This window comes from Aliivibrio sp. S10_S31 (genome assembly GCF_014694495.1).
GTDB lineage: Bacteria > Pseudomonadota > Gammaproteobacteria > Enterobacterales > Vibrionaceae > Aliivibrio > Aliivibrio fischeri.
This window is the reverse complement of record NZ_JAAUWR010000005.1, coordinates 122,026-137,098: the sequence shown is the minus strand read 5'-3', so window position 1 is coordinate 137,098 and position 15,073 is coordinate 122,026. Positions and strand designations below refer to the sequence as shown.

Annotated in this window: 15 protein-coding genes; 6 read left to right on the top strand and 9 right to left on the bottom strand. The window is 37.4% G+C overall.

The annotated features are described in order from the left end of the window. Positions 1–104: 104 nt before the first annotated feature. The gene (gene queA, locus HC728_RS06215) at positions 105–1,157 is read right to left on the bottom strand and encodes a tRNA preQ1(34) S-adenosylmethionine ribosyltransferase-isomerase QueA (protein WP_011262439.1); all 1,053 of its coding nucleotides are present in this window, start codon (positions 1,155–1,157) and stop codon (positions 105–107) included. A 232-nt stretch (positions 1,158–1,389) separates the two neighbouring features. Here queA and HC728_RS06210 point away from each other — a divergent pair, with 232 nt between their 5' ends. Next, positions 1,390–1,833: a CBS domain-containing protein gene (locus tag HC728_RS06210; protein ID WP_065622082.1), complete on the top strand. Its 444-nt coding sequence runs from the start codon at positions 1,390–1,392 to the stop codon at positions 1,831–1,833. A gap of 80 nt (positions 1,834–1,913) precedes the next feature. On the opposite strand, the gene aceA is transcribed toward HC728_RS06210, so the two are convergent. The 3 genes from aceA to HC728_RS06195 form a co-directional block, all read right to left on the bottom strand. After that, positions 1,914–3,242, bottom strand: coding sequence for an isocitrate lyase (gene aceA / locus HC728_RS06205; RefSeq protein ID WP_190395218.1), 1,329 nt, complete (start codon positions 3,240–3,242; stop codon positions 1,914–1,916). A gap of 14 nt (positions 3,243–3,256) precedes the next feature. Then, positions 3,257–4,861 carry a malate synthase A gene (aceB, locus tag HC728_RS06200; RefSeq protein ID WP_190395217.1) on the bottom strand — a complete coding sequence of 535 codons (1,605 nt, stop codon included), beginning with the start codon at positions 4,859–4,861 and terminating at the stop codon, positions 3,257–3,259. Positions 4,862–5,434: 573 nt separating this feature from the next. Then, positions 5,435–6,334 carry a hydrogen peroxide-inducible genes activator gene (locus tag HC728_RS06195; RefSeq protein WP_011262441.1) on the bottom strand — a complete coding sequence of 300 codons (900 nt, stop codon included), beginning with the start codon at positions 6,332–6,334 and terminating at the stop codon, positions 5,435–5,437. A 145-nt stretch (positions 6,335–6,479) separates the two neighbouring features. On the opposite strand from HC728_RS06195, the gene HC728_RS06190 reads away from it, so the two are divergent. Together HC728_RS06190 and HC728_RS06185 are read left to right on the top strand one after the other, a co-directional pair. Further along, entirely contained in the window at positions 6,480–7,088 is a 609-nt protein-coding gene (locus HC728_RS06190; protein WP_005420579.1) for a peroxiredoxin C, read from the top strand. A gap of 281 nt (positions 7,089–7,369) precedes the next feature. Beyond that, positions 7,370–8,113, top strand: a complete 744-nt coding sequence (locus HC728_RS06185; RefSeq protein WP_065597974.1) for a copper homeostasis protein CutC — start codon at positions 7,370–7,372, stop codon at positions 8,111–8,113. Between the two features lie 56 nt (positions 8,114–8,169). On the opposite strand, the gene HC728_RS06180 is transcribed toward HC728_RS06185, so the two are convergent. Together HC728_RS06180 and HC728_RS06175 are read right to left on the bottom strand one after the other, a co-directional pair. Beyond that, positions 8,170–8,532 carry a YgiW/YdeI family stress tolerance OB fold protein gene (locus HC728_RS06180; RefSeq protein ID WP_011262443.1) on the bottom strand — a complete coding sequence of 121 codons (363 nt, stop codon included), beginning with the start codon at positions 8,530–8,532 and terminating at the stop codon, positions 8,170–8,172. Between the two features lie 56 nt (positions 8,533–8,588). Then, the gene (locus HC728_RS06175) at positions 8,589–9,224 is read right to left on the bottom strand and encodes an AcfA family outer membrane beta-barrel protein (protein WP_054775623.1); all 636 of its coding nucleotides are present in this window, start codon (positions 9,222–9,224) and stop codon (positions 8,589–8,591) included. Positions 9,225–9,531: 307 nt separating this feature from the next. Here HC728_RS06175 and HC728_RS06170 point away from each other — a divergent pair, with 307 nt between their 5' ends. From HC728_RS06170 to HC728_RS06160, 3 genes are all read left to right on the top strand, one after another. Further along, the gene (locus HC728_RS06170; RefSeq protein ID WP_017019020.1) at positions 9,532–10,461 is read left to right on the top strand and encodes a LysR family transcriptional regulator; all 930 of its coding nucleotides are present in this window, start codon (positions 9,532–9,534) and stop codon (positions 10,459–10,461) included. A 329-nt stretch (positions 10,462–10,790) separates the two neighbouring features. Continuing rightward, positions 10,791–11,714: a LysR family transcriptional regulator gene (locus HC728_RS06165; RefSeq protein WP_065597972.1), complete on the top strand. Its 924-nt coding sequence runs from the start codon at positions 10,791–10,793 to the stop codon at positions 11,712–11,714. Positions 11,715–12,111: 397 nt separating this feature from the next. Further along, positions 12,112–12,606, top strand: a complete 495-nt coding sequence (locus HC728_RS06160; RefSeq protein WP_190395216.1) for a hypothetical protein — start codon at positions 12,112–12,114, stop codon at positions 12,604–12,606. A 161-nt stretch (positions 12,607–12,767) separates the two neighbouring features. Here HC728_RS06160 and HC728_RS06155 read toward each other — a convergent pair whose 3' ends face one another. From HC728_RS06155 to pstB, 3 genes are all read right to left on the bottom strand, one after another. After that, on the bottom strand, positions 12,768–13,328 hold the full coding sequence (locus HC728_RS06155; RefSeq protein ID WP_017019021.1) for a VC2662 family protein: 561 nt from the start codon (positions 13,326–13,328) through the stop codon (positions 12,768–12,770). Between the two features lie 188 nt (positions 13,329–13,516). Next, positions 13,517–14,215: a phosphate signaling complex protein PhoU gene (gene phoU / locus HC728_RS06150; RefSeq protein WP_011262448.1), complete on the bottom strand. Its 699-nt coding sequence runs from the start codon at positions 14,213–14,215 to the stop codon at positions 13,517–13,519. A 39-nt stretch (positions 14,216–14,254) separates the two neighbouring features. Beyond that, positions 14,255–15,073: a phosphate ABC transporter ATP-binding protein PstB gene (gene pstB, locus HC728_RS06145; protein WP_005420610.1), complete on the bottom strand. Its 819-nt coding sequence runs from the start codon at positions 15,071–15,073 to the stop codon at positions 14,255–14,257.

Below are 15,073 nucleotides of genomic sequence, written 5' to 3'. Positions count from 1 at the left end.
GTCGAAAACGTCCTGTTTTCCTTAATATTTCACTGGCTCCGTGAGTGAAATGAATAAATTATTTACCAGCCATAAAAAACTAGCTGTGGCTGAAACAAGAATAACTAGGCTGTTTTTTTCGTGATGAACATAGCATCACCGTAACTAAAGAAACGATATTTATTATTTACCGCTTGCTCATATGCTTTCATTGTATTCTCGTAGCCTGCAAATGCACTTACTAGCATGATAAGTGTAGACTCAGGTAAGTGGAAGTTTGTCACCAAAGCGTCAACCACTTGAAATTCGTAACCTGGGTAGATGAAGATTTCAGTATCATCAAAAAATGGCGCTAACTCTGTACCTTGTTTTAATGCATGCTGAGCTGCACTTTCTAAAGAACGCACAGACGTAGTACCTACAGAAACTACTCGGCCACCACGTGCTTTTGTTGCATTAATCGCATCAATTACTTCCTGAGAAACTTCTGCATATTCAGAGTGCATGTGATGTTCTAAAATATTATCAACACGAACAGGTTGGAATGTACCAGCACCAACATGAAGGGTAACGTAGGCGAATTCTACCCCTTTTGCCTTCATTTTCTCTAAAATCTCTGTATCAAAGTGTAAACCTGCGGTTGGAGCAGCAACTGCACCCGGTTTTTTATTATAAACCGTCTGGTAACGCTCTTTATCCGCATCTTCATCAGGACGATCAATATAAGGAGGAAGTGGCATGTGGCCAATTTCATCTAAAATATCTAAGACTTTCTTATCTGAAGTAAAACGAATCTCAAACAAAGTATCATGACGAGCAACCATTTCAGCTTCATGCTCTTGGTTTTCACCCAATAAAAGCATAGTGCCTGGTTTTGGTGATTTAGAACAACGTACATGAGCTAATACTGAATGCTCATCCAATACACGTTCAACCAACACTTCTAATTTACCACCAGAAGCCTTCATACCGAACATACGAGCAGGGATCACTCGAGTATTGTTGAATACCAATAAATCACCAGCCTGAACTAAATCAAGAATATCAGTAAACTGCCCATCATTAAGTTCGCCACTATTGCCATTCAATTGTAATAGTCGGCTTGCTGTACGCTCAGGTTGAGGATAACGCGCAATAAGTTCATCAGGTAATTCAAAATGGAAATCGGATACTTGCATGGTTTACTTCTTCATCAAAAATGGCAGACAGAGTAGTATATTCACGCCCAGAGCAATAGCAAGGGATGAAGCTATATACCTCTCACTTTTTCAAAAAATATATCAAAATTGACCTCAAACAGAGAAAGTTTCATCAGTCTCTTTATGTAGTAAAAAATCTAGCTAGCTCGCACTTTTTTATTCTTTAGCATTCTATATTTAGATAAGGACAAAGAAATAGCAGGAGCATACTATGTTTACCGTAAAAGACATGATGACGACACATCCTCATACCCTGCTTCGTTCACACTCTTTAGAAGATGCCAAAGCGTTAATGGACGAGCACTGTATTAGACACATTCCTATCGTCGATACTAACGGCGCTTTAATTGGGCTTGTTACTCAACGAGACTTACTTTCAGCTCAATCGTCATGCTTAGAAAAGCCCACTTTTGAAGAAGTATCTACACTCGATATCCCATTAAACAGCATCATGCATGAAAACGTCATGAGCATTGCTCCATATGGCGGATTAAAAGAAGCGGCGCTGTTTATGCAAAAACATAAAGTTGGTTGCCTACCCGTTGTGGAACGTGGCAAGTTGGTGGGAATTATTACTGATTCTGATTTTGTTTCTATCGCTATCAATTTATTAGAGTTACAAGAAGAGGTTGATCCATTAGAGCTTGACGAATAACAGCCAAAAAGAAAGGGAGACTCCATTCTCCCTTTAAATCCAGCTAGTGCTATTTATTTTAATTATTGATTACTTAATTCCTATGCACTGGTTTTAAATTGCTCTTCTTCTGTCGACCCCGTGAGTGCGGTTACTGATGATTGACCACCTTGAATGGTATTTGTCATTTTATCAAAATATCCGGTACCTACTTCTTGTTGGTGCGCTACAAAAGTATAGCCCTTCTCTGCTGCTTCAAATTCTTTACGTTGAACCATTTCAACATAGTGACGCATGCCTTCACCTTGAGCATAAGAGTGAGCCAATTCAAACATGTTAAACCACATATTATGAATACCAGCGAGCGTAATGAATTGGTACTTATATCCCATATCCGCCAACTCTTGTTGGAATTTCGCAATCGTTTCTGAATCCAGATTTTTCTCCCAGTTAAATGACGGAGAACAGTTATAAGCTAATAGCTGATTTGGGTATTTTGCATGAATTGCTTCTGCAAATTTACGTGCTTCTTCTAAACAAGGTGTCGCCGTTTCACACCACACGAGATCTGCATAAGGAGAATAAGCTAATCCTCTCGATATTGCCTGATCAATCCCCGCCGTTACCTTATAAAAACCTTCAGGTGTTCGCTCTCCTTCAATGAACTCTTGATCGTATGGATCACAATCTGATGTCAGCAAATCAGCCGCATTAGCATCGGTTCGAGCAATTACCAGAGTTCGAGTTCCAGCCACATCAGCAGCAAGACGAGCTGCTACCAGTTTTTGCACCGCTTCTTGGGTTGGTACTAACACCTTTCCTCCCATATGACCGCATTTTTTCACTGATGCTAACTGATCTTCAAAGTGAACACCTGCAGCGCCGGCTTCAATCATATTACGCATCAATTCGTAACCATTAAGCACGCCACCAAATCCTGCTTCTGCATCCGCTACAATAGGCAAAAAGTAATCAATTCCCTCTTCAGGAGTTCCACCTGTAGACCATTGAATTTGGTCTGCTCGACGAAATGCATTATTAATTCGTTTCACTACCGATGGTACTGAATCTACCGGATACAAAGATTGGTCTGGGTACATGGTTGATGCGGTATTATTATCCGCAGCTACTTGCCAACCTGACAGGTAAATAGCCTCAATTCCTGCTTTTGCTTGCTGGACTGCTTGTCCACCAGTCAGCGCACCAAGACAATTCACATATCCTTTTTTAGAAAAACCATTGACTAGGTCCCACAATCTGTCTGCACCCTTTTGTGCGATGGTATTTTCTGGAGCAAAAGATCCACGAAGATTAATCACTTCTTCAGCCGTATAAGGACGAGTTACCCCATCCCAACGCGGATTTTCAGCCCAATCTTTTTCCAGTGCATCAATTTGCTGTTGGCGAGTTTGTGGTTTAAATGTCGTCATAATCGTTCCCTCTCTTATAGGTATTGGTAGCCAGGTAGTGTTAAAAAGTCCGTAAGTTGATCACTGGTGGTTAGTTGCTCCATCAGCTTTGCAGCTTGAGTAAATTGGCCAGAATCAAAACGCTCTGTTCCCAATTCTTTCTCTATTACTTTCATCTCTTCCAGTAACATGGTTCTAAATAGTTCAGCAGTAACAACTGCACCACTATCTAGTGTTTTTCCATGTTGTATCCATTGCCAAATAGACGTTCGTGATATTTCTGCGGTAGCCGCATCTTCCATTAATCCGTAAATAGGCACACAGCCATTTCCTGATATCCAAGCTTCAATGTATTGCACTGCAACTCGAATGTTATGACGCATTCCTTCTTCTGTTCTTTCTCCTTCACATGGTGCCAGTAATTCCTCTGCAGTAATTGGGGCATCAGTATCTCGTGTAATATCCAGTTGATTCATTCGTTCACCTAGTACTGAATCAAACTCTGCTCTTGCCGTATCAGCTAAGCCGGGGTGAGCGACCCAAGTACCATCGTGTCCATTATTGGCTTCTAAGGATTTATCAGTTTGAATTTTATTTAGTACCCAGTCATTTTTTACTGGATCTTTTGATGGGATAAAGGCGGCCATTCCCCCCATCGCAAATGCGCCTCTTCTGTGGCATGTTCGAATGAGTAATCGTGAATACGCATTGAGAAACGGTTTTTCCATGGTCACCACTTGGCGATCCGGTAATACACGGTCTGGGTGATTTTTTAATGTTTTGATGTAACTGAAAATATAATCCCAACGTCCACAATTTAAGCCCACAATATGCTCTTTTAAGCTATATAGAATTTCATCCATCTCGAATACAGCAGGCAGTGTTTCAATAAGAACAGTGGCTTTAATTGTTCCCTGCTTTAATCCGAATTCACGTTCAGCAAAACTGAATACATCACTCCACCACGCCGCTTCTTGATACGCCTGCAACTTAGGTAAATAAAAATATGGACCGCTACCTTTTTTTAAAGACGTTTGATAGTTGTGATAAAAATAAAGAGCAAAATCAAACAAAGCTCCAGGTATTGCAACACCATTAAATAGCACGTGCTTTTCAGGAAGGTGCAAACCGCGAACTCGACAAATCAATACCGCAGGATCTTGCTTTAGTTGATACACTTTTTGAGTTTTGGGATTGGTATATTGAATCGTGCCATTCATCGCATCTCTTAGATTAATCTGACCATTAAGTACTGCCTCCCATGATGGTGCTAATGAATCTTCAAAATCTGCCATAAACACTTTTACATTGGCATTAAGTGCGTTAATCACCATTTTTCTATCTGTTGGGCCAGTAATTTCTACTCGGCGATCTTGTAAATCTGCAGGAATGCCTTGAATACTCCACTCTGATTCTCGAATAGAACACGTTTCACTTAAGAAATTAGGCAATTTCCCTGCGTCTATTTTTTTCTGACGCAGCTGGCGAGTTTCTAAAAGTTCAGGGACCCGGTGTGCAAATTTTTCGACAACATGAGTAAGAAATCGAACAGCACCTGCAGTTAACACCTCTTCAACTTGAGGCAAATGCGGCTTAGTAATGGTTATTTGTTGTTCTTTAATTGTCATGGTATCTGTCATAGTTTGCGCCTCCGGCAAAATTACATTTGTAACTAAAACACTACGATTTAGTATTCATGTATCATCCTGTGGGTTACTTTCTTGCTTACGCTTATTACATTCTCGAAAGTCGAAATCAATTACAACCCCGACTAAAGGCTAATAAAGACTCGAAAATCCGATAAAACATCAGTAAAAATCCGTAAATTGAATTATGAGTAAATGCTCTATAGATATAATTGTCAAAATTTAATTTTTACAATCAAGCAACATTAAAACGCTCACAAGATCTAAATATTACGTAATTAAATTACAAAAAATAAAGTTGTAAAATTTAACATGTAAAATTCACAGTTTTAATTTCACAAGTAAAACAGCAGGATAGAAGTGAATATTATAAAAGGAGGTGTCACAACCTAAGCGCACAAGTCAGAAGTGATGACTGACAACAAGAAGAGATAAAACAAACTGGTTTGAAGTAATATTATTTAAATATAAAGAAGTGAGAATGCGATCACGATTTTCTTTCATTATTCAAAAGTAGAAAGGCGACTATTTATAAAAATAAATAATCGCCTTGTATCAAGAAATTCACTATAAAATATCTTCGACAATATCAGCTAACTGATGAAACGCCTGCAAACGAGAAGAGCTTGGGCGCCATACTAAACCAATATCACGTGATGCTTCTTGGCCTGGCGGCTCAACGACAACTAAATTTTGATTATCGAGTAATCCATGCTTAATCGCCATTTGAGGAATAAAAGTAGTACCCAACCCATTGGCAACCATCTGTACTAATGTATGCAAGCTTGTCGCGGTGAATGGATTAATTTTTTCTCGCTTCGTTAACTTACACGCTGAAACAGCATGTTCTGTTAAACAATGCTCTTTCTCTAGTAAGAACACAAACTCATCAGGCAAATCATCATAGCGGATAGGCGTAGAAATAGAACTCGCTTGGTCTTTACTAATTACCATTTTAAATGGGTCTTGACCAACAACCAGACTTTCCATTCCTGCAATATCAACAGGAAGAGCAAGAATCAATACATCTAATTGCCCTTGTCTTAATGCCGCTAATAGATTCGTCGTCGTATCTTCTCTTAGTAAGAGAGTAAGTTGAGGATATTTTTCATTCACCTCTTGCACTAAATCACATAATAAAAAAGGCGCAATAGTCGGTATGCAACCAACACGCAATTGACCTTGCATTGAATCACCTTGACATAAAGACCCTAACTCAATCAGGTCTTGGCCTTTTGCCAACAATTCTCGTCCTTGCTCTACGACTCTTTCACCTACAGGGGTAAAAACAAGTGTTTTTTTATCTCTTTCATATAATGTACAACCGATCAACTCTTCAAGGTTTTGTATCCCTTTACTTAGGGTTGACTGGCTAACAAAACATTTTTCTGCAGCTTCACCAAAATGACGCGTTTCGTGCAGAGTAATGAAGTAGTGTAGCTGTTTTAATGAGGGCCATTTATTCATCGCTTTTCTCGATTACATCAATCTATTTAATTCGCTTTTTTCAATCATACCTTTTGTACTATAGTTTGTCCCGTCGAAACATTTGTTATGAAAAAACAAAGCCAAACAAGAAGTTTGGATATCTAACTTTTTAGGAGATTCAAAAATGGTACTAGTAGGTCGTCAAGCACCAGACTTTACTGCTGCAGCTGTTCTAGGTAACGGTGAAATCGTTGATAACTTCAACTTCGCAGAATTCACTAAAGGTAAGAAAGCGGTAGTATTTTTCTACCCACTAGACTTCACTTTCGTTTGTCCATCAGAGCTAATCGCTTTTGACAACCGTCTAGAAGATTTCCAAGCGAAAGGCGTTGAAGTAATCGGTGTTTCTATCGATTCTCAATTCTCTCACAACGCATGGCGTAACACTGCTATCGAAGATGGCGGTATCGGTCAAGTTAAGTACCCTCTAGTTGCTGACGTTAAGCACGAAATCTGTAAAGCATACGACGTTGAGCACCCAGAAGCTGGTGTTGCTTTCCGTGGTTCTTTCCTAATCGATGCAGACGGTCTTGTTCGTCACCAAGTAGTTAACGACCTTCCACTAGGCCGTAACATTGACGAAATGCTACGCATGGTAGACGCACTAAACTTCCACGAGAAGAACGGTGAAGTTTGTCCAGCACAATGGGAAGAAGGCAAAGCAGGTATGGACGCATCGCCAAAAGGTGTTGCATCGTTCCTATCTGAACACGCTGACGACCTAAGCAAGTAATTCTATTAGAGCTCTTACCACAAAGAGCTCGATGCACCTAATGCTCAACGGTGCATGTGGCTAGAATATTAAAAGCATATAAATGCGACAGCCAAAAATCAGAAAGTTTGCCTAATACGAAAAGCCCTAAAGTTATCTTTAGGGTTTTTTCTTTGTTTTCAGCAAAATTACACATTTCTGCCTTATTAACTCTAATATAGATTCAATTCTGACGCCCTCTTCACACTACTTTCTTTGTTTATCCCTTACACTACGGGTATCTTTCTTTATCTTTTTATATCATGTCTATCCAAATTGAAGTCTGTATCGACAATCTAGAATCTCTACATAACGCAATAACTGGTGGCGCTGACCGCATTGAACTTTGCTCTTCTTTAGCTCTTGGTGGTTTAACTCCAAGCTTTGGCTTTATGAAAAAAGCCGCTGAGATCTCACCTATTCCTGTCTATGCAATGATAAGACCTCGCCAAGGTGATTTCTTATATGATAACGATGATATATCAGCCATGATTTCTGATATCCAAGCGGCTAAATTAGCAGGCTTACAGGGCGTTGTATTTGGCGTATTAAAAGCCAATGGCGACATTGACATGCCACTTTCAGCTCGTTTAATGAAAATAGCCAACGATAATGATTTGGGCGTGACTTTTCATCGTGCTATAGACCAATGTTCTAACTATAAAAAAGCGATTGAGAATATTGCAGAACTTGGCTGTGAACGCATTCTAACCTCAGGGTTAGCAGCAAATGCCTATGATGGGATAAATGTACTAGCAGATATGGTTAAACTCGCCAATGGCCGTTTTGATATATTAGCTGGTGCAGGTGTCACTGCAGAAAATGCAAAAGACATTATAGAAAAAACAGGTGTGAAAGAGGTTCACTTATCAGGTAAATCCACACGACCAAGTAAAATGAAATTGGTTTTAGATGGCGTAAAAATGGGTGCCGGTGATTTGGATGATTTCATTGTCCCAGTGACAGACGCTAAAAAAATTGATGCCGTTAAGCAACGCATAAAATAAAAACAAAAAAGCCAGAGCATCAAAACTCTGGCTTTTATAACTAAAATGACGAGTAATTATTTAGCTAATTGAACCGTATTCACGTCAATTGTTGTCTCAGTCCACTCTTTATCCACTTCACCATGAATTACCAATTTTGTTTCTGGTGTAGCTTCAATACCATTCCAATCTTTATTATCAATTTCGATTCTAACTTCACCCGTCGCATCTTTAAATTGATATTCTTCATTACCTAAAGAAGACGTGATGTAGCCAGTTAATACAACCGCCGCATCATCATCAGAATCAAGTGCAGCTCTAACCGTACTAACAGAAACTGAACTAGGGCCAGTAAAACCACCTTTAACTGGTGCATTCTGAGCAGCAAAAACACTTGAAGAAGCGAAAACTAATGCACTAACTAATACGATTTTTTTCATTTTATTATGTCCAATTAACTTAGATTTGTAATCTTTAACTATTCGATGACGCTATATTAAAAGTAGTAAGCTGAACTCAACATGAACGATGTAGAATTAGCAATACTATCTACTTGGTAACTTGCTGAAGCACCTAAAGCAAGGTTAGGAATTACCATGTATTCAATGCCAACGCTTGCGATACCACCGAAGACACTTTCTGATTTTGAATCACCAGCAACATAATCCGTTGTATACTCATGATCAGTTAAATCATTTTCATATTCAGTATTCGCAGATGAATCAAATTTATATTGAGTATAAGTTAAACCTAAACCTGTTTTTAATTGTACTTTGTCATTGATATTATAAAAATACACTGGCTTAAAGGTAAATTGAGTTGCATCTAAATCAGCATCCCACTCACGTTCTTTTGTATAACCAACTTTATCTGATTTCAACATTTGACTACGAGAATCATCACTTTCAAATTTTTTGTAGCCAAGCTCAAGACCAAATTCATTAAAACGATAGCCAACAAAACCACCAAAAGCAGAACTAGAGTCATCAGGAGTTAATGACACATTATCATTTGAAAAAGTTGTTGAGTAATCGTGGCTCATGTTTGTTAGACCGTATTCTAAACCTACGTATGGAGCAGCAATTGTTGCTGTTGAAGTGGCAGCCATTAGCAAAAATAAATACTTTTTCATTGTAATTCAATCCTATAGTTATGATGTTGAGCTTGGTGTTAATTCGTTAATGTCGCTACTATAAAGAAGAGATCGTGAAGAAAGCGTGAAGAACACTTTCATATAGATTTACAATTCATAATTACATCCATTCTGAATACTTTTACAGCTGTAATAATTTACAGGATGTGATGAAATGAAATTTATTTTCTTTACTAATTCAATGCGATAGTAATAAATTTAATCTTGGTCTTAAGTAATAATATAAGTACTATAGAAAAAAGCCTAAAGGAAGCACACCAAATTATTTATAAGGAAATAAGTAAATATGGCAAAAGATCTATTCGCAACATTGGATTTGAATTTGCTGAGAACATTTTTAATTCTCTCCCAAGAGTTAAATATGCGAAAAGCCTCTGAACGCTTATTTGTTTCTCAACCAGCAATCAGCCAAGCACTACAAAAATTACGAAACCATTTTAATGATGAACTATTCATAAAAGTTCGTCATGGGTTAAAACCGACCCCTTTTGCTGAAGAGTTAGCTGAAAATATCCAACCTTATTTAGATGGCCTATCATCAGTATTAAATGCATCTCAAGAATTCAAACCTGAAAATTTAAATAAAACAATTAAGATAGCCTTAGCCCCTCAAGTGCTAACCTGCTTGTCTGGTGCGTTATTTCATGACATAAAAGAAAAAGCACCTAATGTCGATCTACAACTTGTAAACTGGTCAGAATCAACCTTTGATGATCTTGCTAAAGGTAAGTTAGATCTGGCGATCAATTACGAATATGACAAAGTTCCTAAAGAGTTACTTTCAAAAAATCTAATCACAATAAAAGGTTGTGTAATCGTTAGAATAAACCACCCAATTGAAAAAACAGTCGCTACACCTTATGATTTTGAAGGGTATGAACTTGCTTCATTAATTATCCCAGGTTGGAATGATAATAAAAGTTTAGCCAGTGAAGTATTAACGAATATGGATATCGAGCATAAAATAGGATTTCGCTCAGAGCTTCCGATGGCATTGATCGATGTGGTTCAACATACAGATATGTACTTCCCTTCCACTTCGCTTTTCCCTATTCACCAATATTCAAGTTTAAGACGAATCGATTTATCTCTTGATGATGTGCCATTAAATTACCCTATTTATACCTATTATCACCAAAGACATAAAAAAAATGCACTGCACGCTTGGATAAATCAACTTATTACCGATTTATTATCAGAAGCAAATATCAAATAATCATTATAAATAAAACCAAAAACACACTAAAAAATAAGTACTCCTTATAACTTATATAACCACAGGTGATTAGTTTCCTTTCATTAATATTTATATTATCTAGACCAGTCAACAGGAGTGATACTCAGGCGTATTACTACTGTAACTGCGACATTTTCTTTATCAGGGAATGATGAAGTTTTTAAAATAGATTTATTGCAACTCTACTTTCCGTCTTTGACACTTTACCATTAGGTAACTTCGCCTCTGTTCTCTCATCCAGAGGCTTTTTTTCTTTACCCTTATCACTTTCTTTGCTCAAATAAAGAAAACATCAACGGATTGATATTATGGCTAAAGATTTATTCTCTACTTTAGATTTAAACTTATTACGAACATTTATCGTTCTTCACCAAGAACGAAATATGCGTAAAGCCTCTGAGCGTTTATTTGTTTCTCAGCCTGCAATAAGTAAGGCTCTACAACGCTTACGTGACCATTTTAATGATGAATTGTTTGTCAAAACCCATCACGGGCTGCGTGCAACTGAATACGCAAACCAGCTAGCAGAAAGCATCTCCCCAATACTTGATGATCTTTCTTCTACATTAAATGAAAGTAATGAGTTTAACCCTCAAGAACTTGAAGGTGTGATAAAACTAGCACTATCTCCTTTTCTTTTAAGCGCTATTGCCAATAAATTATTTCAAGCAATCAGAGCTGAAGCACCCAATGTGCAGGTACAGTTATTAAACTGGTCAAAATCTACTATGACCGACATCATTAATGACGAAGTTCAACTCGGTCTTAATTACGAAATTAGTCATGCCCCAAAAGAACTCATCCAAAAGCCTATCGCACAAGACAGCTTTAAAGCGTACGTAAGACAAAATCATCCATACAAAGAAACAGAAATAGAAGTTAAAGATGGGGTTAACTTTGAACTAGCAACAGTAATAGCAATAGATTGGAACTCTCACCAGTCTCTAGCGGAGAAAATCCTAAAAATTAAAGGCTTAGAAGCCAATGTCGGTTTTCGTTCAGAATTACCTTCAGCCGTAATCGATGTGGTTAATAACTCAGACATGATGTTCCCAGCCTCTAAATTCTTAGATATTGAGCATAATAAACAGCTACGAAGCATTCAAATACTCTTTGATAATAAAGATATTAATCCGAAAGTTTGCGCTTATTACCACCATAAAAATCGCAATAACCCAACCATGCTATGGTTAAAAAACATTCTTCAATCATTACTCATTGATAACCAGTAGTTATTAGATAAATTCCCTTCACTCATTAATAACTCAACGTTAAAGCCTCTATTCTTTTAAGGGATTAGAGGCTTTTTTGTACATTTCATATACTTCTCTCATCGGCTAGGAACGCAACAGATAAGCAAAGACGCTCAAACGGTTAATGAAATACTTAATTATTATGAAAACACTATTCATCTTATCTATCCCTTTTATCCTTCTAATTTTAAGCATCAAATCAATGATAAACGATAAAGAATAGAACTAATTATTTATTAATAACTAGTGATTATCATTGAAATAACGACATGTAATTAGTCCCAAATGAACAATTTTCTTACTATACCCCTATCAAAACACATTACATAAACAAAGCACGGATGCTTTTTTTAAAACAATTATGAGAGTATCCAAAATGAAAAAATCACATCTAGTTCTCGCTATCGCCACCCTATTTAGTGCAAACACTTTTGCTAATAATATTCACTTATCTCCTGAAGTTAAAATCGGCCCTTATGGCGGCTTTGGTATTCAAGCAGGTGTTACTGATGCTTTAGGTTTTGATGCGGCTTACCTTAGTTACGGTCGTACGGTTTACAGCAATTCAACTTATGATGAAACAATCGATTCATACCGTTTTGGTGTTCAACATATGTTTGGAGCATCTCAAATTCACGGATTACAACTTGAAGTTGGCTTTGCAGATTATGATGGGAAAAAAACAAGTAAAGGCGAAACAACAAAAGAAAGAGCGTTAGGCTCAAGTATTGGGGCATCTTATGTATTTCAAGCTACTGACCAGTTAGGATTAAGAGCTGGAGTAGATCTTAACTACTTCCCTATGAGTGATACGTATATTCCTTATGACTTAGCAACTAACTTCAATCTTGGTATGACATTCACTTTTTAATGAATACCACTGTGATTAATTATACCAATCGTAGTAAATAACTGATCGCCCTAGCTTGTTAACATGCTCGATAACTACGTTAGAATTCTTGATTTTAGAATAAGATAAAAAAATGGCGCTGTTTAAAAAACAGCGCCATTTTTATTTAGTATTGAATCAAATTACATCGCAAAGTTTACGATTGGGAAACAAGGTAGGAAACCATTTTCAGCACAGTTAATAAGGCCTACTTGAACACCTTTGATTTCAGACGTCATATTAAAGAAACCAACTTGAACATGAGAGTCATTTGAAAGGTTAGCAACACCTACATCAACCATTGTGTAGCCTTCTGAATAGTTAACAGCAGATACGTTTGCACCTTTCACATTATTTGTAAGGTTAACAAAACCTAGGTTAGCACCTAAGTCATCACCTTTGTGCCAGTTAAACAAGCCAAAAGATGCACCAGTCATATTACCGTTAACCTTGTTAGCACCGATAAATAGCGGGAAGTTTACACCAGTTAGGTTATCACTTTCAGACATACCGATTGCAAAATCGACACCAGTAACATCACCAGTTTTACCGTAAAGAGCCGCTAGACGAACACCTTTAACTTCACTTGCTGCTGGAGCATTAAAGCCATTAAGAGATGAGAACATCACAGGCGTGCTATCTGCCATCGCGAATGATGAAACCATCGATAGAGCAGCGCAAGTACCAACTAAAATCTTCTTCATAATATTTCCTTTATTACTTAGTTATGATTCTTTGAATCAATTATTTTGCTTATTATCAGTTACATCATAAATGTAACAAATCCTAATATACTCGTATTAAATGATAAATAAAGCATAGTTCAAAAAGTTAGTATGTGATTATTATTTTTAAGTCAAACGGTTACGAATATAAATTTACAGAACACACATCACTTAATCACATCATCTATATTTTGTTCACCAATATGGCGTACATCTTTTCCTTTTACGAAATAAATAATGTATTCACAGATATTCTGGCAACGGTCTCCGACACGTTCAATGGCGCGAGCGGCCCACATCACTTTCATAACACTAGGAATAGAGCTTGGGTCTTCCATCATATAAGTCATTAATTGACGTACAACCGCTTCATATTCTGCATCGATTTTATCATCAAATTTATACGCTTCAGTGGCTGCTTTTACATCCATTCGCGCATAAGCATCTAAAACTGAATGCATCATTTTTACAGATTGACGCCCTAATGACTCTAAAGATACCAATAACGAATGCTGTTTATTCGTAAAATTTTCTAATGATACTTTGGCTATTTGAGAAGCAACGTCACCAATACGCTCTAAATCAGTAATGGTTTTTATTATCGCCATAACTAAGCGTAAATCACTTGCTGTAGGTTGACGTTTGGCAATGATACGAGTGCACGCTTCATCAATAGCGACTTCCATAGCATTGACTTTATGGTCTTCATGCATGACGCGTTTAGCTAGCTCTGCATCATGATTATGCAAAGCTTCTAATGCATAGGTGAGCTGCTGTTCCACCATTCCACCCATGGTTAAAACATGAGTACGAATCGCTTCGAGCTCTGAATTGAATTGGCCTGAAATATGTCGACCAAGATGCATGATATGTCCTTATCTTATCAACGGCCTATCATAGGATTATTACCCATAACGACCTGTAATATAGTCTTCTGTTTGTTTATGTATAGGGGAAGTGAAAATGGTATTTGCATTGCCATACTCCACTAACTTTCCTTGGTTAATAAAAGCAGTGTAATCACTTACCCTCGCAGCTTGTTGCATATTATGTGTAACAATAACGACGGTATATTTACTTTTTAATTCGTAAATAAGCTCTTCTATGGTTAGTGTTGATATTGGATCCAACGCCGATGTAGGCTCATCAAGTAATAACACTTCTGGTTCAATGGCTATCGCTCGAGCAATAACCAAACGTTGTTGCTGACCTCCAGAAAGACCGAATGCATTTTCATGTAAACGATGCTTAACTTCATCCCATAACGCTGCCGCTTTTAGAGCTTCTTCCACCGCTTCATCTAATACTCGCGCTTCTTTAATCCCTTGTAAACGTAAACCGTAAACTACGTTTTCATAAATTGACTTAGGAAACGGATTTGGGCGTTGAAACACCATACCAACTCGACGACGCAATGAAGGAATATCCGTATCGGGGTGATAAATGTCATCACCAAATAACTTAATTGAACCTTTAATTTTGCAATTATCAACTAAATCATTCATTCGATTAATACAGCGTAATAACGTTGATTTACCACAACCAGACGGACCGATAAAAGCGGTCACTTGGCCTTTAGGTATTCGCATTTCTATATTTGATAACGCCGATGTCTTGCCATAATTCAAACAAAGATTATTAATTTCTATCGCGGTATTTTCATCAGATAAATGATTAACATCCATCGGCGATAAAAAAGAAAGATCAGGAGATAATGAATACAT

Coding starts and splice junctions, on each gene's coding strand:
- aceB (WP_190395217.1), bottom strand. CDS start 4,861: ATGACAGATACCATGACAATTAAAGAACAACAAATAACCATTACTAAG.
- HC728_RS06160 (WP_190395216.1), top strand. CDS start 12,112: ATGAAAAAATCACATCTAGTTCTCGCTATCGCCACCCTATTTAGTGCA.
- HC728_RS06185 (WP_065597974.1), top strand. CDS start 7,370: ATGTCTATCCAAATTGAAGTCTGTATCGACAATCTAGAATCTCTACAT.
- pstB (WP_005420610.1), bottom strand. CDS start 15,073: ATGTATTCATTATCTCCTGATCTTTCTTTTTTATCGCCGATGGATGTT.
- HC728_RS06155 (WP_017019021.1), bottom strand. CDS start 13,328: ATGAAGAAGATTTTAGTTGGTACTTGCGCTGCTCTATCGATGGTTTCA.
- HC728_RS06165 (WP_065597972.1), top strand. CDS start 10,791: ATGGCTAAAGATTTATTCTCTACTTTAGATTTAAACTTATTACGAACA.
- HC728_RS06180 (WP_011262443.1), bottom strand. CDS start 8,532: ATGAAAAAAATCGTATTAGTTAGTGCATTAGTTTTCGCTTCTTCAAGT.
- aceA (WP_190395218.1), bottom strand. CDS start 3,242: ATGACGACATTTAAACCACAAACTCGCCAACAGCAAATTGATGCACTG.
- HC728_RS06170 (WP_017019020.1), top strand. CDS start 9,532: ATGGCAAAAGATCTATTCGCAACATTGGATTTGAATTTGCTGAGAACA.
- queA (WP_011262439.1), bottom strand. CDS start 1,157: ATGCAAGTATCCGATTTCCATTTTGAATTACCTGATGAACTTATTGCG.
- HC728_RS06175 (WP_054775623.1), bottom strand. CDS start 9,224: ATGAAAAAGTATTTATTTTTGCTAATGGCTGCCACTTCAACAGCAACA.
- HC728_RS06195 (WP_011262441.1), bottom strand. CDS start 6,334: ATGAATAAATGGCCCTCATTAAAACAGCTACACTACTTCATTACTCTG.
- HC728_RS06210 (WP_065622082.1), top strand. CDS start 1,390: ATGTTTACCGTAAAAGACATGATGACGACACATCCTCATACCCTGCTT.
- phoU (WP_011262448.1), bottom strand. CDS start 14,215: ATGCATCTTGGTCGACATATTTCAGGCCAATTCAATTCAGAGCTCGAA.
- HC728_RS06190 (WP_005420579.1), top strand. CDS start 6,480: ATGGTACTAGTAGGTCGTCAAGCACCAGACTTTACTGCTGCAGCTGTT.